Here is a 21,314-nt window from a genome sequence, read left to right as displayed (position 1 = left end):
CGTCGCTGCCCTTTGGTTGAAGGGCTGCGACGAGACGAAGGCGGTTTCGGGAAGGACAAGCGTCTTGCGGCCATTACACTGTGGCGGACGGTCGATCCGCGACTTAGTGCGACGCGAGAAAATCTACGATCGCGTCGACGATACCTGGCTCGAGGGGCAGGTGTGGATCGGCGTAGGAAGCGACGTTGGCAGCGGTGTCTTGGGGGTCGACTGTTTTGAGGACGTGATTGGTGTTGGTAAGCGTCACAAGTTCGGCCGACGGCGCGGCCGCCTTCAGAGCGTTCGCGTCCTCTGTTCCGACCTGAAGGTCGCTGTCACCTTGGAGTATCAGAATTGGCTTGGCGACGCGCCCGGCCAATTCCGCCGGATCGAGCGAGAATGCGCTGATCAGGAAACCTTGGATGCCGGGGGCAAACAACGGAGCCAGTGGCGGCGGCAGGTCGGCGCTGTCGACGCGCTCGCCCGCTGCCAAAGCATCGATGACCGCGTCGGCCCGAGACAGAAACGGCGCGTTGGCAGGGTTGGAGTGAAGCTGTTGCTTCAGCACGTCGCCGAGCGGCCGCCCCGCCGTCGCCACGAGGATCAGCCCACAGATATTCGGCTCCTCTTGCGCCGTTGCCAGCGCGACGAGGCCGCCTTCGCTGTGGCCGAGGAGCCAGACGCACTCCGTTCCGGTCCTGCGACGAACGACGTCCACCCAGGAACGGATATCGTCGACATAGTCGTCGATCGTTACGGCGTTGGCGTCCGGAATGGCAGCCTCGCTCGAGAACATGCCGCGCTTGTCGATTCGAACCGACGATATCCCTTTCGCCCCCAATCCTTCGGCCAGAAGGCGGTATGATCCGGCGCTTATCCCCAGCGGGCTGTTCCCGTCGCGATCCGTGGGCCCGGAGCCCGGGATGATGACGACGATCGGAGCCGCCGCGTCCGGGGCTTTCGTCCAGATTCCCTTCAGGTCTCCGGCGAGACTAGGCGCCGCGATTTCCTCCGTCGGCAATGTGGCGACCGCAAGCGCCGTCATGGCTGCGAACAGAAGCATGACATCTCCATCCCCTTGTCCGGACAGTTCTTCAGGGACTGGTTAGTGCCGTGCCCCCTTCCGAACAAGCTCGGACCGGGGCGAAGCGTCTCTGACGGTTCGATAGCGGTCATCGCCGCTCCCGAAACCGCCGATATCGAGGGGGCGACTGACCGTTCACCGTTCGCGGGCCGCTGGCGGCGGCTGTACGCCTTGCGCCGGTGTGGCCGCGGCACCTAATCAGCGCCGAACATTCTGATCGCGCGGCCCTTGTGGGCCCGCCGGCACGAGGACCTTATCCCTATGAAGAAGATCGGCTTCCTGTCCTTCGGCCACTGGTCGCCCTCGCCGCACTCGGGCACGCGCACGGCGGCCGACAATCTCCTCCAGTCCATCGATCTTGCCGTCGCGGCCGAGGAACTGGGCGCCGATGGCGCCTATTTTCGCGTTCACCATTTCGCACGTCAGCACGCCTCGCCGTTCCCGCTTCTGGCCGCGATCGGCGCGCGCACCAAGCGTATCGAGATCGGCACCGGCGTCATCGACATGCGCTACGAAAACCCCTTCTACATGGCCGAAGACGCGGGCGCGGCCGACCTCATCAGCGGCGGGCGCCTGCAACTCGGCATCTCGCGCGGCTCACCCGAGCAGGTGATCGAGGGCTGGCGCTATTTCGGCTATGCGCCGGGCGAGGGCGAAAGCGACAGCGACATGGGCCGCCGCCACGCCGAGGTGTTCCTGGAACTGCTGAAGGGCGAGGGCTTCGCGCAGCCGAACCCGCGCCCGATGTTTCCGAACCCGCCGGGGCTTCTGCGCCTCGAACCCTTCTCCGAAGGGCTGCGCGAGCGCATCTGGTGGGGCTCGGCTTCGAACGGGACCGCTGAATGGGCCGCGCAGAAGGGCATGAACCTGCAGAGTTCGACGCTGAAGGCGGACGAGACGGGCGAGCCGTTCCATGTTCAGCAGGCCAAGCAGATCCGGCTCTATCGCGAGGCGTTCAAGGCGGCGGGCCACACCCGCGAGCCGCGCGTCTCGGTCTCACGTTCGATCTTCGCGCTCGTGAACGATCAGGACCGGGCCTATTTCGCGCGCGGCGAGAACAGCGATCACGTCGGCATCATCGACGACATGCGCGCGATCTTCGGACGCTCCTACGCGGATGAACCCGACCGGCTGGTCGAGGCGCTGAAGGCGGACGAGGCGATCGCGGAGGCAGACACGCTGCTTCTGACCGTGCCGAACCAACTCGGCGTCGCCTACAACGCTCATGTCATCGAGGCGATCCTCGAGCACGTCGCCCCGGCGCTCGGCTGGCGCTGATATCGAGGATCAGGGCGACGCGGATCAGGGCAGTTTGCCATGCTGGCCTGATCCTATCCTGCCGGGGCTGACGCCTCGAGCGCATGGGCGCGGGAGACGGTGCCTGTCACCTCGCCGCGGGAGAGCGAAATGACCTCGATCCGCTCGTCATCGTCGGTGTTCCTTCTCGCGGCCCGAGGGCCCCTCGAAGGCGCAATGCCTCAGAAGCGATAGTTCAGGCTGACGCGGCCGATATGGCTGACGTCGACCTCGTCGCCGAAGCCCACCGAATAGTCCGCGCCGATCGCGAAGCGCTCGGTCACGTCGACATCGGCGCCGACGCCGAGGATCAGGCCGCGACGCGGTACGTCGTCGAAGGCCGCGAAGCTCGGCTGCGCCGGACTGCCGACGATGGTCGACACGATGCCCTCGTCGCCGCCGTCCGACAGCGCGTCCTCATAGCCGATGCGCGCCGTCAGTAGCGTGTATCGGCCCGCGAAGGCGGCGGCGTAGGAGAGGTTGAGGTTCGCCGCGCCGTACAGCGCGTCGCGGTCGTAGCCGCCATAGCCGATGCGTGCGCCCGAGCCGTCCTCGGCAAAGCCGTCGACGTCGAAATGGACGTAGGAGAGGCCAAGCGTCGGCGTCGCGGTGAGGGCGCCGAGCGCGAAGGCGTAACCGGCCTCCACACCCACACTGGCCGCGAAACCGTTCGTGTCGCCGCCGCGATTGGTGATCTCGGGGATCGCGGTCTGTCGGCGGAAATCGTCGAAGTCGAAATGCGCCACGCCGCCCGAAAGCGTCACGAAGGCCGGGCCGTAGACGCCGGTGGCGTAGAGGTCGGCGGAGAAGGACTGCGTGTCGTAGGTCAGCGCGGATTCGTCGACCTCGCCTTGCGAGGCCGAGACGGCGCCGCCGAGGAGCAGTCGGTCGGAGACGCGGTAGTCTGCGCCCACCCGAAGCGTGCCGGCGCGGTACTCGTAACCGGAGGTGAGGGACGAGGCATCACGATCGAAGGCCGCGCCTTCCAGCGAGACGTAAGCCGAGCCGTAAGAGGGCATCGGCGCGCTCGCCTCGATCACGTCAGCGCCCTGCGCGATCGCGTTGGTGGCGGCCAGCAGCTTGCGGGCGCGCTCGCGCACGGCGCTTTCGCCGGCGAGGCGGTCGGCCAGCGCGACTTCGGAGAGCGAGACCGCGTCGCCCGCCCGCGCACCGGCTGTCAGATGGTCGGTGACCAGCCCGGCAAAGAGCTCGTGGCCGCGCGTGGTCGGGTGGACGGTGTCGAAATACAGGTAGGAGTTCTGTGCCGACGCCGGCGCGGTCGCGCAAGACGGGACCAGCACGCAGCCCTGCGTGACGTTGGTGAAGCCGAAGCGCCCCGGATCGGCGAAGATTTCCGAGAAGAGCGGCTGTACGTCCACGAAATGGACGCTGGTGCCGCCATTGGCCGCCGCGACGTTGGCGGTCCCGGTGGCGAGCGCCGTGTTGAAGCCCGTCGTCGCATTGCTGGCAAGGGCGGCGGTCAGGGGATCGGCATTGAACTGAGGCGTGCGTCCGAGGTCTGGCAGGTTCAGGACGACGAGCGTCGGTGCGCCGAGCCCGGCGAGGCGATTGGCGGACGCTGCGACGTCGCCCGCCGCACCGATGGCGGCCGGGCCGAGGGCGGCGGGGCTGCCGCCGGCCTGCACGGCCTCGAAGGCCTGGAAGATGTTGTTCGCCCCGCCATACAGCGTCACGAGATCGTCCGGCGCGAAGCTGCCGTCCTGCGCCTGGAAGAAGTCGATCTGCGCTGGGATGCCGGGCGGTATCGTGTCGAGGCGGTCGGTCCGCGCACCGCCGAAGGCGTAGTTCTGGCTGGCGTTCGGATCGATGGGAAGGCCGGCGGCGGTGGCCGCGCCGGCGCGCTGCATCGAGTTCAGGCCGCCGGCCAGAATCTCGGTGAAGGTCGGACCGTTCGAATATCGGCCCTGGAAATAGGGAGGCGAGGGCGGCTGGGTGCCTTGCGAGACGGCGAAGAGGTTGCCGTTATCCGACAGGCTGTCGCCGAAGGAGATGACGCTCTGCGCCGAGGCCGGCGCACACATTACGGCGATGGAAGCGGATGCCAGCCAAAGCCGGCGGATCGAATGCGTCATGTCTCCCCCCGAAGAAACGCCTACGTCAGCGTTAGATGATCCGAGCGGGAGCCTCGTAGCAAGCGGCCTTATCGCACGTGTGACGGGTGCGCGCGTCTTCGCGCGCACCGTGTGCCGTTTCCATCACATGGACGACGCCGTCGTCAGGCCTTGAGCGCTTCGACGCCCGGCAGCGGCTTGCCTTCCATCCATTCGAGGAAAGCGCCGCCCGCCGTCGAGACGTAGGTAAAGGCGTCCGTCACGCCGGCATGGGCGAGCGCCGCCACCGTGTCGCCGCCACCGGCCACCGAAACCAGCGCACCCTCGGTGGTGCGCTTGGCGGCGTGCCGCGCGGCTGCCACCGTCGCCTTGTCGAAGGGGGCGATCTCGAAGGCGCCGAGGGGGCCGTTCCAGACGAGCGTCTTCGCCTTGTCAATCCACTCGTTGACGCTGCCGACGCTGGCGGGTCCGACATCGAGGATCATGCCGTCCGCCGGGATGCGGTCCACCGGCAGCACCTCGTTCTCGGCGCCGGCCTTGAATTCCCTGGCGACGACGGCGTCGGAGGGCAGGAGGACGACGCAGCCGGCCTTCTCCGCAGTTTTCAGGATGGAGCGCGCGGTGTCGGCCAGATCGTGCTCGCACAGCGACTTGCCGACGTCGCGCCCCTGCGCGGCGAGGAACGTGTTGGCCATGCCGCCGCCGATGACGAGGCAGTCGACCTTTTCGACGAGGTTGGAGAGAAGGTCGATCTTGGTCGAGACCTTCGCGCCGCCGACGATCGCGACGACCGGCTTCTGCGGATCTCCGAGGCCCTTCTCGAGCGCCTCGAGCTCGGCCTGCATGGCGCGGCCTGCGTAGGACGGCAGATGATGCGTCAGCCCTTCCGTCGAGGCGTGTGCGCGATGCGCGGCCGAGAAGGCGTCGTTGACGAAGACGTCCCCGAGCGCAGCGAGGGCGGAGACGAAGTCCTCGTCGTTCTTCTCCTCGCCGGGGTGGAAGCGGGTGTTTTCGAGAAGCAGGACGTCGCCGTCCGCCATGTTGGCGACGATGCCGTCCGCCACCGGCCCGATGCAGTCTTCAGCGAAGCCCACCGGTTTGCCGAGCTTGTCCGACAGCACCTCGGCGACCGGCTCGAGCGACTGGGCCTTGTCGACCGTGCCCTTCGGGCGGCCGAAATGGGCGAGCAGGATGACGCGCCCGCCCTTGCCTGCGATCTCCTCGATCGTCGGCAGCACGCGGTCGATGCGCGTCGCGTCGGAGACCTTGCCGTCCTGCATCGGAACGTTCAGGTCGACGCGCACCAGCACGCGCTTTCCGGCGAGGTCGGCGTCGTCGAGCGTCTTGAAGGGCTGCATGGCGTTGGTCCTCAAACTCGGGCGAAAAGGGTCGGATAATCGGTGACGAGCCCGTCCTCGTCCACCGGCAGGTCGGCGGAGAAGCTGCCGTCAACCGCCTGATAGCGATAGAGCCGACCGGACAGGAGACAGGTGTAGCGCTGGCCGTCGACGAAGGGCTCGAGAGTGTCGAACGGCACATAGACCATGCGCAGTTCGGCGGTGCCGTCCGCAAGGTCCAGCGAGAGCCGCCGGATCGGCAGCGTGTTGGAGAAGGGCGTCGCCGAGAGGTCGACATCCATGCAGCCGTCGAAGGCGGGCAGGGGTGCGCCGTCCGGCCGCGACCAGCGCCCCTCTCCGTCACTGTCGAGGGCGAGGGTGCGCCCGTCGGCGGCACGCACGCGCACTTCACGCGTGCGCCAGAGCGTATCGCAGCGGATCTGCCAGGCGGCGCCGAAGCCGGCGCCGTCCTGCGAGCCGATGACCACCGAGCGCGCGACGACGCCGGCTGGCGTCGCCTCGATGCTCATGTGCTCCAGTCCCTCGCCCTGCAGCGGACGCCAGCGGACGGTGCGCGGAGCGAGCGGGCGGAACAAGACGGCGTGGCTCAACCGGCCTTGTGAAGCGCGATGGCCGTGTCGGACATGCGGTTCGAGAAGCCCCACTCGTTGTCGTACCAGGAGAGGATGCGCACGAAGGTGCCGGCCATGACCTTCACCTGATCCATCGCGAAGATGGAGGAGTGCGGGTCGTGATTGAAGTCGTGGGAGACGAGCGGCGCGTCCGTGTAGCCGAGAATACCCTTCAGCGGGCCGTCGGCCGCTTCGCGGATGAGCTTCTGGATTTCCTCGACGCTCGTCTCGCGCTTGGCGGTGAACTTCAGGTCCACCACCGACACGTTCGGCGTCGGAACGCGGATGGACGAGCCGTCGAGCTTGCCCCTCAGATCCGGCAGCACGAGGCCGATGGCCTTGGCCGCGCCCGTCGACGTCGGGATCATGGACAGGGCCGCCGCGCGGGCGCGGTAGAGGTCCTTGTGCATGGTGTCGAGCGTCGGCTGGTCGCCCGTGTAGGAGTGGATCGTCGTCATGAAGCCGGTGTCGATGCCGATGGCATCGTTCAGCACCTTTGCGACGGGGGCGAGGCAGTTGGTGGTGCAGGAGGCGTTCGAGATGATCCTATCGCCCGCTGCCAGCGTATCGTGGTTGACGCCGTAGACGATGGTCTTCTCGGACGTCGCGTTCGATAGCGGGCCGGAGATCAGAACCTTCTTCGCGCCTGCGTCGAGATGGGCGGACGCCTTTGCCGGATCGGTGAAGATGCCGGTGCATTCCAGCGCAACGTCGACGTTCAGTCCGCCCCACGGCAGATTCTTCGGATCACGCTCGGCAGTGACGCGCATCGGCCCGCGGCCGACGTCGATCGTTTCGCCGTCTACCTTGACCTCGCCCGGGAAGCGGCCGTGGACGGAATCGTAGCGGATGAGGTGTGCGTTGGTCTCGACAGGGCCGAGATCGTTGATGCCGACGACCTCGATGTCGGTGCGCCCGGATTCGACGATCGCGCGCAGGACGTTGCGTCCGATGCGGCCGAATCCGTTGATAGCGACGCGAACTGCCATGTCATACCTCCTGCTGGGTCGGTGACGGAGCCGCCGCGCGGCACCGTTTCGGCTGGGGTTCTACCGCGTTTGTCCGGCGGGTAAAGCGTCTTGCATGCGTGTGACGCGCTTCGCCCCGATTTCAAACGATACGATGCCTCAGTGAGGCTGATGCCTTCCCGCGCGGGCCTCGACGCGATAGACCTCAAGGTGATGAGCGAGGCTTTCGAGGAGAACGCGTTGGGCAACGAGACCTCCCTGGACGAGGCGACGAAACGGCTCCAGAAGGCGCTGGAGCGGCTGGAGGCGGCCGTTGACAAGCGTCTGGACCGCGAGAGCGTCGTCGTCAGCGTGGAGGAGGAGGTCCAGCGCATGACGGCCGATCGCGGGCGGCTGGCCGGCGAACTTGACGCCGCGCTCGCGCGCGGGATGCGACTGGAAGAGGCCAATCGCGAGGTATCCCGCAGGCTCGTGACGGCGATGGAGCAGATCCGCGGCGTCATGACCGGCGGCTGAGAGAAGGCGAGGGAACCCGCATGCCGCAGATCGTCGTCACCATCGACGGTAAGACCTACCGCATGGCCTGCGGCGAGGGCGAGGAGGATCATCTCGTCGGCCTCGCGGCCGATGTCGATGCGCGCATCAACGAACTGCGCAAGGGCTTCGGCGAAATAGGCGACCAGCGCCTGACCGTGATGGCCGCCATCATGGCCTCGGACGAACTGTCGGAGGCGCGAGGGCGCATCGAGGAGCTGGAGGCCGAGCTCTCGGAAGCGAACGGTAGCCAGCAGAGCGCTTCGCGCTCGGCCGCCTCGGGTCGCGAGGTGCTGGCCGAGACGATGATCGGCGTTGCCGAACAGCTCGAACGCATCACGGCCAAGCTCGAGCGGCGCGGGAACTGATCAATCCGCCCATTGCTGTTCGCAGCCTATGGCGGCGCGCCCCGTGGCGATCTATATTGGGTGTCGGCGGGCTGCGCGGTGCGACAGGGATGACATATTCCCCGGGGCCTTACGCATCCCTTAGGGAGCTGTTCCTGGCCCGGTCCGTGGATCGGGACATACGGCGCCCACCTACTTAGTAGGTTCCCGGGATCGACTATCTCATCGGCCGAGGTGGCCCGCCACTGCCTCGCCATCGCGGACAAGAGCCGCGCGCAACGGGATCGCCGTGGACGATACCCCTGAAGAAGTCCGGTCCGAAGCGAAGGCGCGTCTGCGCCGCGAAGCGCTTTCCAGGCGGGACGCACTCGGTCTTTCCGTCCGCATCGAGGCATCCCACGCCATCGCAAACCGCCTGGCCGCAGCATGGCCGCGCGGCGATTTCGCCGTCCTGGGCGGCTATCTCCCGATCCGCTCCGAGGTCGATCCGCGCCCCGCGATGGAGCGCGGCGCCGAGCGTGGCCTGCATCTTTGCGTACCGGCGATCGTCGGCAACGACCTCGATTTCCGCGCGCTGGAGGACGGAACCTCGCTCGAGCCGCAGGGCTTCGGCACGCTGGCCCCTGGCAGCGGCGTCGAGAGGCTGCGCCCCGACATTCTGCTGGTGCCGCTCGTCGCCTTCGACGCCCGGCTCAACCGCATCGGTTACGGCGGCGGGTTCTACGACAGGGCGATCGCCGCGCTGCGCTCGGGCGGCGGACCGCTCGTCGCCATCGGCCTGGCCTTTGCAGCGCAGGAAGTGGAGAGCGTGCCGACAGAGCCGTTCGATCTCGCCCTCGACCTCATCGTGACGGAAGCGGGAACGGTGCGCCCCTGAACGCGATGTCTCCGCCGCCCTCCCCGCGAGGGGGACGCTCGGCCGCGAAAATCTGCGTCCAGTACAGGCGGCCGCTGCGGGTATCACGCGCCGCCGCGACGCCGACATGTGTGACGCGCTCGTTCAAAAGGTTCACGCGGTGGCTCGGCGAGCCGATCCAGCCCTCCATCGCCGAAGCGTACGACGGGTAGCCGCGCCCGAGATTTTCCGCCATCGCCGCCCAGTCGTAGCCGACGGCCTCGACGCGCGCTGGCAGGCGGCCGGCGACGCTGTGCCCCATCGTGTCGCGCGCGGCCATCTCGCGCGATTGGCGCTCGGCGGCGCGCGTCAGGCGCTCGTCGATCGTGACGGGCGAGAGGCCGTTGCGCTCGCGATAGGCGTTGAGCGGGGCCAGTGCTTCCGATCCGCTCACGGCGATCGGCTGGACGGCGGACGGATCGCCGCTCGAGACGCAACCGGCGAGCACCAAGCAGAGGGCGGCGAGGAGAAGAAGTCTGCGAAATGGCTGCAAGGCGGGTCCGTCGGTGGGGTTGGCCTCGCACTGGCGCGTCGAGGCGCTAATTTGCGCGCACGACGAATCAGCGAGACCCGAACGATGATCGATCTCTACACCTGGACCACGCCGAACGGCGAAAAGCCGGTCATCATGCTCGAGGAGTGCGGGGTCGACTACGATCTGCATCTCGTCGACATCTCCACCGGAGAACAGAAAAAATCGGACTTTCTTGCGATCAACCCGAACGGACGCATCCCCGCTCTCGTCGATGACGGGGTGCGCGTTTTCGAATCGGGAGCGATTCTCGTCCATCTCGCCGCGAAGACCGGACGCTTCCTGCCCGCGGACGCGGCGGCGCGCGCCGAAGTCCTGTCCTGGACCTTCTTCCAGATCGGCGGCACCGGGCCGATGATCGGCCAGTGGCATCACTTCAACAGCGCAGCGCCCGAGAAAATCCCCTATGCGATCGAGCGCTACGCGACGGAATCGCGTCGCCTTCTCGGCGTCCTCGACGAGCGGCTGTCGGCGAACGAATTCCTGGCGGGCGATTACTCCATCGCCGACATGATCAACGTCTCGTGGGCACGCAGCGGACTGAACGGCCTGAAGGCGCGAGACACCTTTCCCTCGCTCGCCCGCTGGGTGGACGCGATCGATGCGCGCGAGCCGGTGCGCCGCGCGCTCGACCGCCTGAAGACGGCGCGCGAGGCCCTCAAGGCATGAGGCTCCTCTTTTTGGGAGACATGGTCGGGCGTTCGGGCCGCACGGCCGTCGCCGAGCGCCTGCCGGGGCTCGTCGCGGACTGGAAGCTCGATTTCGTCATCGTCAACGGCGAGAACGCGGCCGGCGGCTTCGGCATCACCGAGGACATCTTCGAGGCGACGATCGACGCGGGCGCCGATGTCGTCACCACCGGCAACCACGTCTGGGACCAGCGCGAGGCGCTGACCTTTGCGCCGCGCCACGACGCCTTCCTGCGCCCCGCGAACTATCCCGCCGGCACGCCGGGGCGCGGCTCCGGCCTCTTCACGGCCCGCAATGGCGCGCGCGTGATGGTCATGAATGTCATGGGCCGGGCCTTCATGCACCCCGACCTCGACGATCCGTTCCGATGCGTCGCCGAGATCGTCGAGGCCTGTCCGCTGGGCGAGCAGGCGGATGCGATCGTCCTCGACTTCCACGCCGAGGCGACGAGCGAGAAACAGGCGATGGGCCACTATCTCGATGGGCGCGTCTCGCTCGTCGTCGGCACGCACACGCACGTGCCGACGGCCGATCACCAGATCCTGAATGGCGGCACGGCTTACCAGTCGGATGCGGGCATGTGCGGCGACTACGATTCCTCGCTCGGCATGGAGAAGGAGGAACCGTTGAACCGGTTTCTCACCAAGGTGCCGCGCGGCCGCTTCGAGGCGGCCAGCGGCCCGGCGACGATCTGCGGCCTCGCAGTGGAGATTTCCGACCGCACGGGTCTTGCGGAGACGATCTCGCCCGTGCGCCTCGGCGCCCGGCTTCATGAGGCCGTGCCGGTCGGGTGGTGAGGGACGGTCACTGGGCCTTGCACGAGGTCCGTCCTTGCATTCCGCATTGGGCGCAGGCAGGAAGCCGTCCTGCCTGAAAACCGCCTGCCATGTCGCTTCGGTCCGAAGGCATCGTCATGCCGCCCCGCCGGGCTCGCTGCTTATCGAAGGACGTTCGCGTGACTGACCACCCACCGCAGGCCGCCGCGATCGGGGCCGGGAAGAAATCCTCGGCGAACCGGCATCTGTCGCGGCGCACCTTCGCCATCATCTCGCACCCCGACGCCGGCAAGACGACGCTGACCGAGAAGCTGCTTCTGGCGGGCGGCGCGATTTCCATGGCTGGCGCGGTTCGGGCCAAGGGCGAGACGCGGCGGGCCAAGTCCGACTGGATGGAGATCGAGCAGAACCGCGGCATCTCCGTCACCTCGTCGGTGATGACCTTCGAGCGGGACGGCGTGACGTTCAATCTTCTCGACACGCCGGGCCACAGTGACTTCTCGGAAGACACCTATCGCACGCTGACCGCGGTCGATTCCGCGATCATGGTCATCGACGCGGCGAAGGGCATCGAGGCCCAGACCTTGAAGCTGTTCGAGATCTGCCGGCTCCGCAACATCCCCATCATCACCTTCGTCAACAAGGTGGACCGGGAGGGCCGCGATCCTCTCGAGGTTCTGGACGAGATCGAGGAGAAGCTGGCGCTGGCCGTCGCGCCCGTGGTCTGGCCGCTCGGACAGGGCTCGACCTTCAACGGGCTCTTCGACATCCAGACCAACCGGCATCTCGTCAGCGCGCAGGGGCGCAACGGCGTCTGCGACACCGCCCGCACCCTCACCGGGCCGGACGACGCGTCGCTGGAGCGAGACGTTCCGGGCGAGATCCTGTCCGAGTTCCGCGACCGGGTGGCGCTGGCGGCCGAGGGCTATTCGGAGTTCGATCCGGAAAGCTACCGCGGCGGGCATTTGACGCCCGTGATCTTCGGCAGCGCGCTGCGCTCCTTCGGCGTGGACGAGCTCCTGTCCCTCGTCGCCAGTCACGCCCCGCCGCCGCGCCCGCAGCCGAGCGACGCCGGGCCCGTCGACCCCGCCCATGAGAAGGTCTCGGCTTTCGTCTTCAAAGTGCAGGCCAACATGGACCCCAAGCACCGCGACCGGGTGGCATTCGTTCGGTTCTGTTCGGGGCATTTCGAGCGCGGCATGAAGCTCGATCACGTGCGCTCGGGAAAGCCGATCGCGGTCGCCAATCCGATCTACTTCTTCGCGCAGGAAAGAGCGCGCACCGAGGAGGCCTTCGCCGGAGACGTGATCGGCATCCCCAATCACGGGACGTTGCGCGTCGGCGATACGCTGACCGAGGGCGAGCGCTTCCGCTTCACCGGCCTGCCGTCCTTCGCGCCGGAAATCCTGCGCCGCGTGCGGCTGGAGGATTCCATGAAGGTCAAGCAGCTGCGCCGTGCGCTGGAGGATCTGGCCGAGGAGGGCCTGACGCAGGTGTTCCGGCCGATGCTCGGCTCCAACTGGATCGTCGGCGTCGTCGGCCCCCTGCAGCTCGACGTCCTCGCCTCGCGCGTGGCTGCCGAATACAAGGTCGAGGTTTCGTTCGAGCCGGCGCCTCACGCGGTCGCGCGCTGGATACGGTCCGACAATCCGGCGGCGGTCGCCAATTTCATCCGCGACAACAAGCTCGAGATCGCGCTCGATCGCGACGAGAAGCCGGTCTACCTGCCGCGCACCGAGTGGGACCTTCGCCACGCGGCGACGCACAATCCCGACCTTGTCTTCGAGGCCGTGCGCGAAATCGTCGGCTGAAGCCTCCTCCGCGCGGCGGTCGCTCACACGCCGTCGAGCAGGATCACCGTCGGACGATCCGGCAGTCCGCGCATCGAGACGGTGAAACGTGGCTCGGCTCGCCGCTCGACCGCGAAGTCCGGGATGCGCGCCAGGAACTGCTCGATCGGCGTGCGGAAACGATGCATCGGCAGGACGATCGAGGAGCGCAGGCGCGCGGCGATCTCGCCGACGCCCGCCTGGCTCATCGTGTAGCCGCCGTCCACCGGCACCATCACGATGTCGAGCCGCCCGATGGCGGCGTAGTCGGAGGCGTCGAGCTCGTGGTGCAGGTGCCCGAGATGGCCGATGCACAGCCCCGCGACCTCGAAGATGAAGATCGAGTTGCCGTCCGCCTCGAAGACGCCGTAGCGGTTGATGTCGGTCGTCACGTTGCGGATGTAGACGTCGCGGACCGTCTCCGCGTGGCGCGCCGGCTCGCCGTTCTCCCCCCAGCCGCGCAGGACGGTGCCGATCGCAGGATCGGGATAGAGCGTGAAGTGGGTGGAATGCGCCTTGTTCATGGTCGCGACGTCGGGGACGACGCCCGGCCCGGCATAGCCCGAATAGTCGGTTGCGACGACGACGCCTTCGGCGCTTTCGATCAGGTAGGTCGAGTGGTGGGCGTAGGTGATGCGCACCTCGTCGCTGGCGAGCTGCGCGACGCGAAACGGGTTGCCCGGAATGGCCCGTTTGCGAAACGAACGTCGTGCCCGGCATCCTCTCCGCGAGCGCGTAGCACGTGCTCGGCACCATCTGCGCGGCAGCCGGCGTCACGCAGGGCAGGGCGGCGGCGAGGAGGCAGGCTCGAAGACGCATGTCCGACAGCTCCGCTGGTGGCGCCTTCGAGATTAGACTGGGCCTCGGGCACGTCGCATCATAATCTCGTCATCCGCTCCGCTGCCCGTTCTGGACGCGGGCGCCGGCGTTTTTTATATCAGCGGCAGCAAATTCCGTTTCTTCCAAGCAAGGTGCCCGATGGCCGGTCATTCCCAATTCAAGAACATCATGCACCGCAAGGGCCGGCAGGACGCGGTGCGCTCCAAGATGTTCTCGAAGCTCGCGCGCGAAATCACCGTGGCCGCCAAGGCCGGCCTGCCCGACCCGGACATGAACCCGCGCCTGCGCCTGGCGGTGAACAACGCCAAGGCGCAGTCCATGCCCAAGGACAACATCGACCGCGCCATCAAGAAGGCGGCCGGCGGCGACACCGAGAACTACGACGAGGTCCGCTACGAGGGCTACGGGCCCGGCGGCGTCGCCGTCATCGTCGAGGCGCTGACGGACAACCGCAACCGCACCGCCTCCAACGTGCGCTCCTACTTCACCAAGTCCGGGGGCGCGCTCGGCGAGACGGGCTCCGTCGCCTTCATGTTCGACCGCGTCGGCGAGATCGTCTTTCCCGTGACCGTCGGCGATGCGGACAAGGTGATGGAGGCCGCGATCGAGGCCGGTGCCGACGACGTGCAGTCTGACGCGGACGGGCACCGCATCATCACCGCCTTCGAGGATCTCGGCGAGGTTTCGGCCGCGCTCGAGAAGAGCCTCGGCGAGGCCGAGAGCGTGAAGGCCATCTGGCGCCCGCAGACCGGCACCCCGGTCGACGAGGAGAAGGCGCAGTCGGTTCTGCGCCTCATCGCCAATCTCGATGACGACGACGACGTCCAGAACGTCTACGCGAACTTCGAGGTGGACGACGCGGTTATGGCCAAGCTCTCGGCCGCCTGAGGCGAGACGGGCGGAGGTTTCATTCCGGTACGATGCGTTATTTGGACTTTATGAGCGGGGGACGCCGAGCTCGGTGGGTTGCGGAGCGCGCGTCGTGACGCCGCTCGGCAACGCTCTGTTAGGATTGATGGAACGATAATCGGGGCCTGTCCAACCATCGGCGGCCCGATCCATGTCCATGCGTCTCGCGCGGAACGTCCTGGCTCTTTCCTGCCTCGCCATCCTCTCTGCCTGCGCCAGCAAGCCCACGGGCCGGGGCATGAGCCAGCAGGAGTGCATGGCGCGCGCGATGTATTTCGAGAGCAACCGTTCGAGCGAGGAGGGGATGATCGCGGTCGGGACCGTGGTGATGAACCGCGTCAACTCGCCGGACTTCCCCGACACCATCTGTGGCGTCGTCGGCCAGAAGAACCAGTTCGCGCCGGGCGTCCTGACGCGCGACATGGCCAAGGGCCGCGATCTTGCGATGGAGACAGCGCAGAAGGTGATGCGCGGCGCGCGTCACGGCGATGTCGGCCGGCGCTCGATGTTCTTCCACACCGCCGGCTACTCGTTTCCGTACAACAACATGCACTACGTCGCGATCGCGGGCGGCAACGCCTTCTACGAGAAGCGCAGGGACGCTTCGGTGACGCAGGAACAGGTCCGCCAGCGCCAGGGAGGGGCGGTCGCCGCACCGGCGTCCCGTTCGCGTGTTTCGGCATCGGCGGCACCGTCGGCCCCGGCAAGGTCGGCACCGCGTGCGGTCGCCGTCCCCGTTGCAGCCTCCAGCCTCGCGCCGATGTCTATCGAGGATTTGATCCGCTCGGACGGAGCCCGCTGATCAGCCTCGGGCGCTTGCCGCGGCCCGCTCGCGTGCGGGCGGCACGATTGCCTCGGCTACGAGGCGGTGCAGATCCTGCACGTAGCCGCCGCGCCCGGACGGCATCGTCTCGTCCGAAGTGATCGCAACGGTGAGGTCGAGGCTCGGGAAGACGTAGATCATCTGCCCGCCATAGCCCCAGCCGTAATAGCCATCCGCCCCGCCAAAGCGCGCCATGAACCAGCCATAGCCATAGTCGGCGTTCTGGAAGCGCGAGCGCGTGCGCCGCGTCCAGCTTTCGTCGATCCAGTCTTCCGAGACGATCCGCGTGCCGTCTGCCGCCACGCCGCGCCGCCGGTAAAGCTCGCCGAAGGCGAGAAGCGAGCGCGGCGTCATCGCCGTCTGGTTGCCGCCGAGATCGATCCCCTGCGGATCGCGCTCCCAGCCCGTCACTTCGACGCCGGCCGGCCGCAGCCATTCACGGGCGAGTTCACGTGTCGGCCGCTCTGCTGCGCGTGTCAGGATGGCGGAGAGAAGATGCGTCGAACCGGTGGAGTAAAGCATGTTGCCGCCGGGCTCATCGACGAAGGGTCGCGCCAGCGCGTTGCGCACCCAGTTGCCGCTGGCGATCCAGCCGCCATAATTGCCGCCGGACGTTCGGTCGAGCCCGGCCTGCATGGACAGCAGATTGCCGATGGTGATTTCGGACAGACGCGGATCGGCATCAGCGGGAAAATCCCGCCGCAGGAACTCGGCGATCGGCTGGTCCGCGCTCTCCAGGATCTCGCGGTCGATGGCGATGCCGACGAGGAGTGAAATCAGCGATTTCGATGCGGATTTGATATTCGTCGCCCGGTCGGTTCGATAACCGCCGAAACCTTCATCGATGAGGGTTTCGCCGCCCTGTGCGATCAGCAGGGTGCGCAGGTTCGAAAACGCGCCCGCCCGCTCGACCGCATCCGGGAACGGGTCGGGCGTTCCCTGCGCAAAGGCCGGCAGCGGATAGGCGGCGCCCGCGAGCGCGGCCGTGATGAGGAAGCGGCGTCGATTCATGGCGTTGAAGATGGGCTTTGCGCACGCCGTGCCAAAGGCTCATCACCGCAAGGTGACGTGTGCCCGATCCGTTTTCTTTTCGTTCACTCTTTGTCTGTCCAATTCATAGCGATTCGGGTAAGGCAAGGGTTAAGCAATTGTTACAGGAGCGCGTCATTCGCATTGTCGGCATCGATCCGGGCCTTCGGCGGACCGGCTGGGGCGTCGTCGAGACGCTCGGTAATTCGCTGCGCTTCGTTGCCAGCGGCACCGTGACGTCCGACAACAAGCTCGACCTCGCTTCGCGTCTTCGCCAGCTCCATGACGGACTGGCGTCCATCATTCATGAGCACCATCCGCACGAGGCGGCCGTCGAGCAAACCTTTGTGAACAAGGACGCGACGGCGACGCTGAAGCTCGGCCAGGCGCGCGGTGTCGCCATGCTGGTGCCGGCGATCGCTGGTCTGCCTGTCGCCGAATATGCGCCGAACGCGGTGAAGAAGGCGGTCATCGGCGTCGGCCATGGCGACAAGAAGCAGATCCATATGATGGTGAGGGTTCTGATGCCGAAGGCGACGTTCGATACCGATGACGCGGCGGATGCCATCGCCATCGCGATCTGCCACAGCCACCATCGGCAGTCGGCGCAGGCGCGCGCGACCCTCGCCGGGCTGTAGATGTTCTTGACTTGTTCTGTTGATGGGCGTAGGTAATACCAATCCGGTATTACCTGTGAGTCTCTTGCATGCGCGTGACGGAGAAAGGCCAGGTCACGATCCCCAAGCCCATCCGCGACAAGCTCGGCATCGGTCCGGGCAGCGAAGTCGATTTCGTGGAGCGCGAGGGCAGCGTCGTAGAACTTGTCCGAAACGACGAGGTGTCGGAAACCGTGGATGAACGTCGTGAACGCCTGGCGCGCTATCTCGAAAGCGTGCGGGGGACGCTTGATCTGGGGGGCAGGACGACGGACGAGTACATGGAATGGATCAGGGGACCGCGTGACGATTTCGACCCTCGTTGATTCCAACGTCATCATCGATCTCTTCGCGCGCAATTCTGTGTCCTGTCATCGCGACTGGTCGATGGAGAGACTTCTCGATGCGGTTGAGCACGGACGCGTCTGTGTGAGTGCCATCGCCTGGACGGAAGTCACGCAACCCTATGAGAGCGAGCGCGAACTGCGCGAACTTCTCAGGCCGTTCGACGTCGTGGAAGAGCCGCTCCCCTTCGCCGCCGCTTACCCTGCCGGCCAGGCGCATCGCCGCTATCGCGAGCGCGGCGGGCGGCGGGAGCGCACGCTGCCGGACTTCCTGATCGGCGCGCATGCGCTGGTCGCCGGCCACCGCCTTCTGACGCGCGACGGCTCGCGCTACCGCGACTATTTTCCCGACCTCGCCATCGTCAGCCCGGAGACCCACCCGTGATCGGCAAATTGAAAGGCACGGTCGACGAGATCGGTGAGGATCACGTCGTCGTCGACGTTCACGGCGTCGGCTACGTCGCCTTCTGCGGCGCGCGCACGCTGTCTGCGCTGGGCGGCGTCGGCGAGGCGGCCATCCTCTTCATCGAGACCTATGTGCGCGAGGACATGATCCGCCTCTACGGCTTCGCCACGGAAGCCGAGCGCGGCTGGTTCCGCCTCCTGCAGAACGTCCAAGGGGTGGGGGCCAAGGTGGCGCTCGCGGTGATCGGCACGCTCTCGACGGACGATCTCGCCAATGCGGTTGCTTTACAGGACAAGGCGATGGTGGCGCGCGCGCCCGGCGTCGGACCGAAGGTCGCCGCGCGCATCGTCGCCGAATTGAAGGACAAGACGCCGGCCTTCTCGGGCGCGGCGGAGATCGAGAGCTTCGGGCTGAAGCGCGAGATCGGGCAGGGCGTGGCATCGGCGCCCATCGCCGATGCCGTGTCCGCGCTGGCCAACCTCGGCTATGCGCGCGACCAGGCGGCGGGCGCGGTCGCCGTCGCGGTGAAGGAGGGCGGAGAGGGCGCATCTTCGGCTACGCTCATCCGCCTCGCCCTGAAGGCGCTGAGCCGATGAGGACGACGCGTGTCGTTGACAGAGTCGCCGTGCCGGGCCACTCCCGCGTCCCATGAGCGAAAGCCGCATCATCACGCCGGAAAAGCATGGGCAGGACATCGACGCCACGCTGCGTCCGCAGCGCCTGGACGATTTTGTCGGCCAGGCGCAGGCGCGTGCCAATCTCAAGGTCTTCATCGAGGCGGCGCGAACGCGCGGCGAGGCGCTGGATCACGTTCTCTTCGTCGGCCCGCCGGGCCTCGGCAAGACGACGCTCGCGCAGATCATGGCGAAGGAGCTGGGGGTCAACTTCCGCTCTACCTCGGGGCCGGTGATCGCCAAGGCCGGCGACCTCGCTGCGCTTCTGACCAATCTGGAGGAGCGCGACGTCCTCTTCATCGACGAGATCCACCGCCTCAACCCGGCCGTCGAGGAGATCCTCTATCCGGCGATGGAGGACTTCCAGCTCGATCTCATCATCGGGGAGGGGCCGGCGGCGCGCTCGGTGAAGATCGACCTGTCGAAGTTCACGCTGGTCGCCGCGACGACGCGCATCGGGCTCCTGACAACGCCGCTGCGTGATCGCTTCGGCATTCCGGTGCGGTTGAATTTCTACACGGTCGAGGAACTGGAACACATTGTCAGGCGCGGCGCGCGGCTGATGGGGCTCGCCATGCGCGAGGACGGCGCGCGCGAGATCGCACGGCGCTCGCGCGGCACGCCCCGCATCGCGGGCCGGCTCCTGCGCCGGGTGCGCGATTTCGCCGATGTCGCCAAGGTCGCCGAGGTCGATCGGCGCATCGCCGACGAGGCTTTGTCGCGGCTGGAGGTCGACAGCCTCGGTCTCGATCAACTGGACCGGCGCTATCTCGACCTCATCGCGCTGAATTTCGGCGGCGGTCCGGTCGGAATCGAGACGATCGCGGCGGCACTGTCCGAGCCGCGCGACGCGATCGAGGACATCGTCGAGCCCTATCTCTTGCAGCAGGGCTTCATCCAGCGCACGCCGCGCGGCCGTCTGATGACGCCGCACGCCTTCAGGCACATCGGCATGGCGGTGCCCGGGGGCTGGCAGGGCAGCCAGTCGAGCCTCTTCGAAGAGGGCGAAGGCTAGGCGCTGCCGAGCCTGATGCGCCGTCGGGGATGAACGAGCGTCGCGTGCAGTTCGCGCTCGCGCTTTTCCAGATGCGCTAGCGAAGGTCCCGACAGGCCGTCGCGCGCCGTCTCCATCATCCGATCGCCCATCGCGCGGAGCGCCGCCAGATGCATCGGATCGTGGGTGCTGCGGGCGATCTTGGCAAGCGTCGCAAGGAAGTGTGCGCCCGCGATCATGTCGGCCGCCGCATATTGCCTGAGATTGCCAAAAGAGTGCTCGAGATAGGCCTCGAAGTCGAGCGGCAGGGCGACGACGCGCAACTGTCCGTCTTCGTCGAGGCGTAGCGGATCGGGCGCATCGCGTCCGGCCAGGTCGGCGAGCGCGGCGCCCAGCCAGTCGATGCAGTTGACCGCCGTGTAAGGATCGTTGACGCCGGGGGAGAGCGCCCGCGCACCGATCTCCACCAGTTCGTCGAAGAGGAACAGGAGGTCGTGCGTCGAAGTGCGCTTGGCGCCGAGCGCCAGGGTCCCGCGCAGCTCTACAGCCAGCTCTTCGCTCACGCGCCCGATGGGAAAGACGTCGAACACGATTCGGTCGGGGTGCAGGAAGGCGCCCGGGCGTACGTTAAGCCGCACCACCACCTCGTGGCGTTTGGCGATCGCCACCAGCGCATCCTCGTCGATGATCTGGATGTAGCCGGTGTCTTGCGCCTCGATCTCGGCCTGGGCCGGTTCCGACGGATCGAGCGACGGTTCCAGCGCGAGCGACGGCGGAAGCTGCCACAGCGCGCGAGCGCGCTCTGCCGGCTCCTGCGGCGGCATGCCGAGACGCTTTGGAAAGCGCTCCGCGATCTTGCCCGTGAGCGATCGGCCGATCCCGGCGACCACATTCGAGACGTGGATATTGGACGGCACGTGGTGGATGAAGAAGATGAGGACGCAGACCGAGGCGATGGCGAGCAACGTGCCGCCGAAGGTGGCGAGGATCGGCACGAAAGGATCGACCTGCACCGGGGCGTCGTCGCCCGATGGCGCGCGCACGGTGCGCAGGACGAGGAGCGCGTAGAGATAGGTGGCCGTGAAGGTGCCCAGCGTGAACTGGTTGCCCCTGTCGTTCATGAAGTTCGTCAGGATGCGCGGGCCGTAATTTCCGGAGGCGTAGACGACGGCGGCGATGGTGATGGAGAATACCGTGCCGGCGACGCCGATCATCGAGGAGGCGACGGCGGAGAGAACCGCGCGCGCACCGTCGGCCTGCGTCACGAAGATAAAGGGCAGGGCGGCTCGGATCTCCGCTTCGAAACGCGCGTCGAGCGAGACGAGGACCAGCGCAGCAAGGGCGGCTGCAAGTGCCATCGCGGCGGGAATGAACCAGTAGCTTGCCCTGATCTCGGCAAGAAAGCTCTGGATCCGTGCGTGCATCTGTAATGCCCCCCGAGCGTGACGCCGAAGGCTGCGATAACGGGTGCGGCACGCCCGCGGCAAGCGCCGACACGCGAAGGGGCAGCGGAAACCGCAGGGAGCCCGCCGTCGCTGATGGCGCCAAGCCTTCGTGACCGCCGCAGTTCCAAAAGCGTGAACGTATCGATCGGGCGGCGCGGCGTCGATCTTCGTGACAGTCGAAGCGCTTTCTCGCGGGTGACAGGGCGCCGACGATCGCCTATGG

The 21,314-nt window shown here is 67.1% G+C and carries 23 protein-coding genes and 1 other RNA gene; 15 read left to right on the top strand and 9 right to left on the bottom strand.

The genetic code is table 11. The features are described 5' to 3' along the window. Positions 1-103: 103 nt before the first annotated feature. Positions 104-1,042 carry an alpha/beta hydrolase gene (locus tag H1343_RS13270; protein ID WP_246333061.1) on the bottom strand — a complete coding sequence of 313 codons (939 nt, stop codon included), beginning with the start codon at positions 1,040-1,042 and terminating at the stop codon, positions 104-106. A 282-nt stretch (positions 1,043-1,324) separates the two neighbouring features. On the opposite strand from H1343_RS13270, the gene H1343_RS13265 reads away from it, so the two are divergent. Next, complete coding sequence (locus H1343_RS13265; protein WP_185983341.1) at positions 1,325-2,341, top strand: LLM class flavin-dependent oxidoreductase; 1,017 nt, start codon at positions 1,325-1,327, stop codon at positions 2,339-2,341. A gap of 200 nt (positions 2,342-2,541) precedes the next feature. Here the strand turns inward: H1343_RS13265 and H1343_RS13260 are convergent, their stop codons facing one another. From H1343_RS13260 to gap, 4 genes are all read right to left on the bottom strand, one after another. After that, on the bottom strand, positions 2,542-4,452 hold the full coding sequence (locus H1343_RS13260; RefSeq protein ID WP_185983340.1) for an autotransporter domain-containing protein: 1,911 nt from the start codon (positions 4,450-4,452) through the stop codon (positions 2,542-2,544). A 143-nt stretch (positions 4,453-4,595) separates the two neighbouring features. Then, positions 4,596-5,789 (bottom strand): phosphoglycerate kinase, encoded by a 1,194-nt coding sequence (locus tag H1343_RS13255; RefSeq protein WP_185983339.1) that lies wholly within the window; start codon positions 5,787-5,789, stop codon positions 4,596-4,598. 11 nt (positions 5,790-5,800) lie between these two features. Next, positions 5,801-6,364 (bottom strand): putative glycolipid-binding domain-containing protein, encoded by a 564-nt coding sequence (locus H1343_RS13250; RefSeq protein WP_185985658.1) that lies wholly within the window; start codon positions 6,362-6,364, stop codon positions 5,801-5,803. Positions 6,365-6,375: 11 nt separating this feature from the next. Beyond that, the gene (gene gap / locus H1343_RS13245; RefSeq protein WP_185983338.1) at positions 6,376-7,389 is read right to left on the bottom strand and encodes a type I glyceraldehyde-3-phosphate dehydrogenase; all 1,014 of its coding nucleotides are present in this window, start codon (positions 7,387-7,389) and stop codon (positions 6,376-6,378) included. A gap of 192 nt (positions 7,390-7,581) precedes the next feature. On the opposite strand from gap, the gene H1343_RS13240 reads away from it, so the two are divergent. From H1343_RS13240 to H1343_RS13225, 4 genes are all read left to right on the top strand, one after another. Then, entirely contained in the window at positions 7,582-7,884 is a 303-nt protein-coding gene (locus H1343_RS13240) for a DUF4164 domain-containing protein (protein ID WP_425484662.1), read from the top strand. Between the two features lie 20 nt (positions 7,885-7,904). Further along, a complete protein-coding gene (locus tag H1343_RS13235; RefSeq protein ID WP_185983337.1) occupies positions 7,905-8,270 on the top strand; it encodes a cell division protein ZapA in 366 nt (121 codons plus the stop codon). 65 nt (positions 8,271-8,335) lie between these two features. Continuing rightward, positions 8,336-8,494: non-coding RNA, 6S RNA (ssrS, locus tag H1343_RS13230), on the top strand. A gap of 44 nt (positions 8,495-8,538) precedes the next feature. After that, the gene (locus H1343_RS13225; protein ID WP_185983336.1) at positions 8,539-9,126 is read left to right on the top strand and encodes a 5-formyltetrahydrofolate cyclo-ligase; all 588 of its coding nucleotides are present in this window, start codon (positions 8,539-8,541) and stop codon (positions 9,124-9,126) included. Here H1343_RS13225 and H1343_RS13220 read toward each other — a convergent pair. After that, positions 9,092-9,637, bottom strand: coding sequence for a CAP domain-containing protein (locus H1343_RS13220; RefSeq protein WP_185983335.1), 546 nt, complete (start codon positions 9,635-9,637; stop codon positions 9,092-9,094). The two genes, H1343_RS13225 and H1343_RS13220, sit on opposite strands and share 35 nt — an antisense overlap. Before the next feature lie 84 nt (positions 9,638-9,721). On the opposite strand from H1343_RS13220, the gene H1343_RS13215 reads away from it, so the two are divergent. The 3 genes from H1343_RS13215 (at position 9,722) to H1343_RS13205 (ending at position 12,953) form a co-directional block, all read left to right on the top strand. After that, complete coding sequence (locus H1343_RS13215) at positions 9,722-10,345, top strand: glutathione S-transferase N-terminal domain-containing protein (protein WP_185983334.1); 624 nt, start codon at positions 9,722-9,724, stop codon at positions 10,343-10,345. Further along, the gene (locus tag H1343_RS13210; protein WP_185983333.1) at positions 10,342-11,163 is read left to right on the top strand and encodes a TIGR00282 family metallophosphoesterase; all 822 of its coding nucleotides are present in this window, start codon (positions 10,342-10,344) and stop codon (positions 11,161-11,163) included. Before H1343_RS13215 ends, H1343_RS13210 begins: the two co-directional genes overlap by 4 nt. Before the next feature lie 116 nt (positions 11,164-11,279). Further along, a complete protein-coding gene (locus H1343_RS13205; protein WP_185983332.1) occupies positions 11,280-12,953 on the top strand; it encodes a peptide chain release factor 3 in 1,674 nt (557 codons plus the stop codon). Positions 12,954-12,976: 23 nt separating this feature from the next. On the opposite strand, the gene H1343_RS13200 is transcribed toward H1343_RS13205, so the two are convergent. Further along, complete coding sequence (locus tag H1343_RS13200) at positions 12,977-13,612, bottom strand: MBL fold metallo-hydrolase (RefSeq protein ID WP_343048878.1); 636 nt, start codon at positions 13,610-13,612, stop codon at positions 12,977-12,979. Positions 13,613-13,949: 337 nt separating this feature from the next. Between H1343_RS13200 and H1343_RS13195 the strand changes: the two genes are divergently transcribed. Together H1343_RS13195 and H1343_RS17215 are read left to right on the top strand one after the other, a co-directional pair. Then, the gene (locus H1343_RS13195) at positions 13,950-14,699 is read left to right on the top strand and encodes a YebC/PmpR family DNA-binding transcriptional regulator (protein ID WP_185983331.1); all 750 of its coding nucleotides are present in this window, start codon (positions 13,950-13,952) and stop codon (positions 14,697-14,699) included. Positions 14,700-14,871: 172 nt separating this feature from the next. Further along, positions 14,872-15,522, top strand: coding sequence for a cell wall hydrolase (locus tag H1343_RS17215; protein WP_185983330.1), 651 nt, complete (start codon positions 14,872-14,874; stop codon positions 15,520-15,522). Here the strand turns inward: H1343_RS17215 and H1343_RS13185 are convergent, their stop codons facing one another. Further along, positions 15,523-16,554 (bottom strand): serine hydrolase domain-containing protein, encoded by a 1,032-nt coding sequence (locus tag H1343_RS13185; RefSeq protein WP_185983329.1) that lies wholly within the window; start codon positions 16,552-16,554, stop codon positions 15,523-15,525. Between the two features lie 137 nt (positions 16,555-16,691). Here H1343_RS13185 and ruvC point away from each other — a divergent pair, with 137 nt between their 5' ends. From ruvC to ruvB, 5 genes are all read left to right on the top strand, one after another. Next, positions 16,692-17,210, top strand: coding sequence for a crossover junction endodeoxyribonuclease RuvC (gene ruvC / locus H1343_RS13180; RefSeq protein ID WP_185985655.1), 519 nt, complete (start codon positions 16,692-16,694; stop codon positions 17,208-17,210). Positions 17,211-17,278: 68 nt separating this feature from the next. Further along, positions 17,279-17,554 (top strand): AbrB/MazE/SpoVT family DNA-binding domain-containing protein, encoded by a 276-nt coding sequence (locus H1343_RS13175; protein ID WP_185983328.1) that lies wholly within the window; start codon positions 17,279-17,281, stop codon positions 17,552-17,554. Beyond that, positions 17,532-17,957: a type II toxin-antitoxin system VapC family toxin gene (locus H1343_RS13170; protein ID WP_185983327.1), complete on the top strand. Its 426-nt coding sequence runs from the start codon at positions 17,532-17,534 to the stop codon at positions 17,955-17,957. The genes H1343_RS13175 and H1343_RS13170 overlap by 23 nt, the downstream gene beginning before the upstream one ends. Then, a complete protein-coding gene (gene ruvA / locus H1343_RS13165; protein ID WP_185983326.1) occupies positions 17,954-18,574 on the top strand; it encodes a Holliday junction branch migration protein RuvA in 621 nt (206 codons plus the stop codon). The genes H1343_RS13170 and ruvA overlap by 4 nt, the downstream gene beginning before the upstream one ends. A 52-nt stretch (positions 18,575-18,626) precedes the next feature. Then, complete coding sequence (gene ruvB / locus H1343_RS13160; protein WP_185983325.1) at positions 18,627-19,667, top strand: Holliday junction branch migration DNA helicase RuvB; 1,041 nt, start codon at positions 18,627-18,629, stop codon at positions 19,665-19,667. Here ruvB and H1343_RS13155 read toward each other — a convergent pair. Beyond that, a complete protein-coding gene (locus tag H1343_RS13155; RefSeq protein ID WP_185983324.1) occupies positions 19,664-21,070 on the bottom strand; it encodes a DUF2254 domain-containing protein in 1,407 nt (468 codons plus the stop codon). The genes ruvB and H1343_RS13155 overlap by 4 nt on opposite strands. Positions 21,071-21,314 lie beyond the last annotated feature (244 nt).

Origin of the sequence: Aureimonas mangrovi, assembly GCF_014058705.1 — a bacterium.
Classification (GTDB): domain Bacteria; phylum Pseudomonadota; class Alphaproteobacteria; order Rhizobiales; family Rhizobiaceae; genus Aureimonas; species Aureimonas mangrovi.
Note: the sequence above shows the minus strand (reverse complement) of the source record. Positions and strands in the feature narration are given on the sequence as shown.

Bases quoted from the DNA above. Each gene is read 5' to 3' on its own strand.
- H1343_RS13270 (WP_246333061.1), bottom strand. From the start codon at position 1,042: ATGCTTCTGTTCGCAGCCATGACGGCGCTTGCGGTCGCCACATTGCCG.
- H1343_RS13265 (WP_185983341.1), top strand. From the start codon at position 1,325: ATGAAGAAGATCGGCTTCCTGTCCTTCGGCCACTGGTCGCCCTCGCCG.
- H1343_RS13260 (WP_185983340.1), bottom strand. From the start codon at position 4,452: ATGACGCATTCGATCCGCCGGCTTTGGCTGGCATCCGCTTCCATCGCC.
- H1343_RS13255 (WP_185983339.1), bottom strand. From the start codon at position 5,789: ATGCAGCCCTTCAAGACGCTCGACGACGCCGACCTCGCCGGAAAGCGC.
- gap (WP_185983338.1), bottom strand. From the start codon at position 7,389: ATGGCAGTTCGCGTCGCTATCAACGGATTCGGCCGCATCGGACGCAAC.
- H1343_RS13240 (WP_425484662.1), top strand. From the start codon at position 7,582: ATGAGCGAGGCTTTCGAGGAGAACGCGTTGGGCAACGAGACCTCCCTG.
- H1343_RS13235 (WP_185983337.1), top strand. From the start codon at position 7,905: ATGCCGCAGATCGTCGTCACCATCGACGGTAAGACCTACCGCATGGCC.
- H1343_RS13215 (WP_185983334.1), top strand. From the start codon at position 9,722: ATGATCGATCTCTACACCTGGACCACGCCGAACGGCGAAAAGCCGGTC.
- H1343_RS13210 (WP_185983333.1), top strand. From the start codon at position 10,342: ATGAGGCTCCTCTTTTTGGGAGACATGGTCGGGCGTTCGGGCCGCACG.
- H1343_RS13205 (WP_185983332.1), top strand. From the start codon at position 11,280: ATGCCGCCCCGCCGGGCTCGCTGCTTATCGAAGGACGTTCGCGTGACT.
- H1343_RS13195 (WP_185983331.1), top strand. From the start codon at position 13,950: ATGGCCGGTCATTCCCAATTCAAGAACATCATGCACCGCAAGGGCCGG.
- H1343_RS17215 (WP_185983330.1), top strand. From the start codon at position 14,872: ATGTCCATGCGTCTCGCGCGGAACGTCCTGGCTCTTTCCTGCCTCGCC.
- H1343_RS13185 (WP_185983329.1), bottom strand. From the start codon at position 16,554: ATGAATCGACGCCGCTTCCTCATCACGGCCGCGCTCGCGGGCGCCGCC.
- H1343_RS13175 (WP_185983328.1), top strand. From the start codon at position 17,279: ATGCGCGTGACGGAGAAAGGCCAGGTCACGATCCCCAAGCCCATCCGC.
- ruvB (WP_185983325.1), top strand. From the start codon at position 18,627: ATGAGCGAAAGCCGCATCATCACGCCGGAAAAGCATGGGCAGGACATC.
- H1343_RS13155 (WP_185983324.1), bottom strand. From the start codon at position 21,070: ATGCACGCACGGATCCAGAGCTTTCTTGCCGAGATCAGGGCAAGCTAC.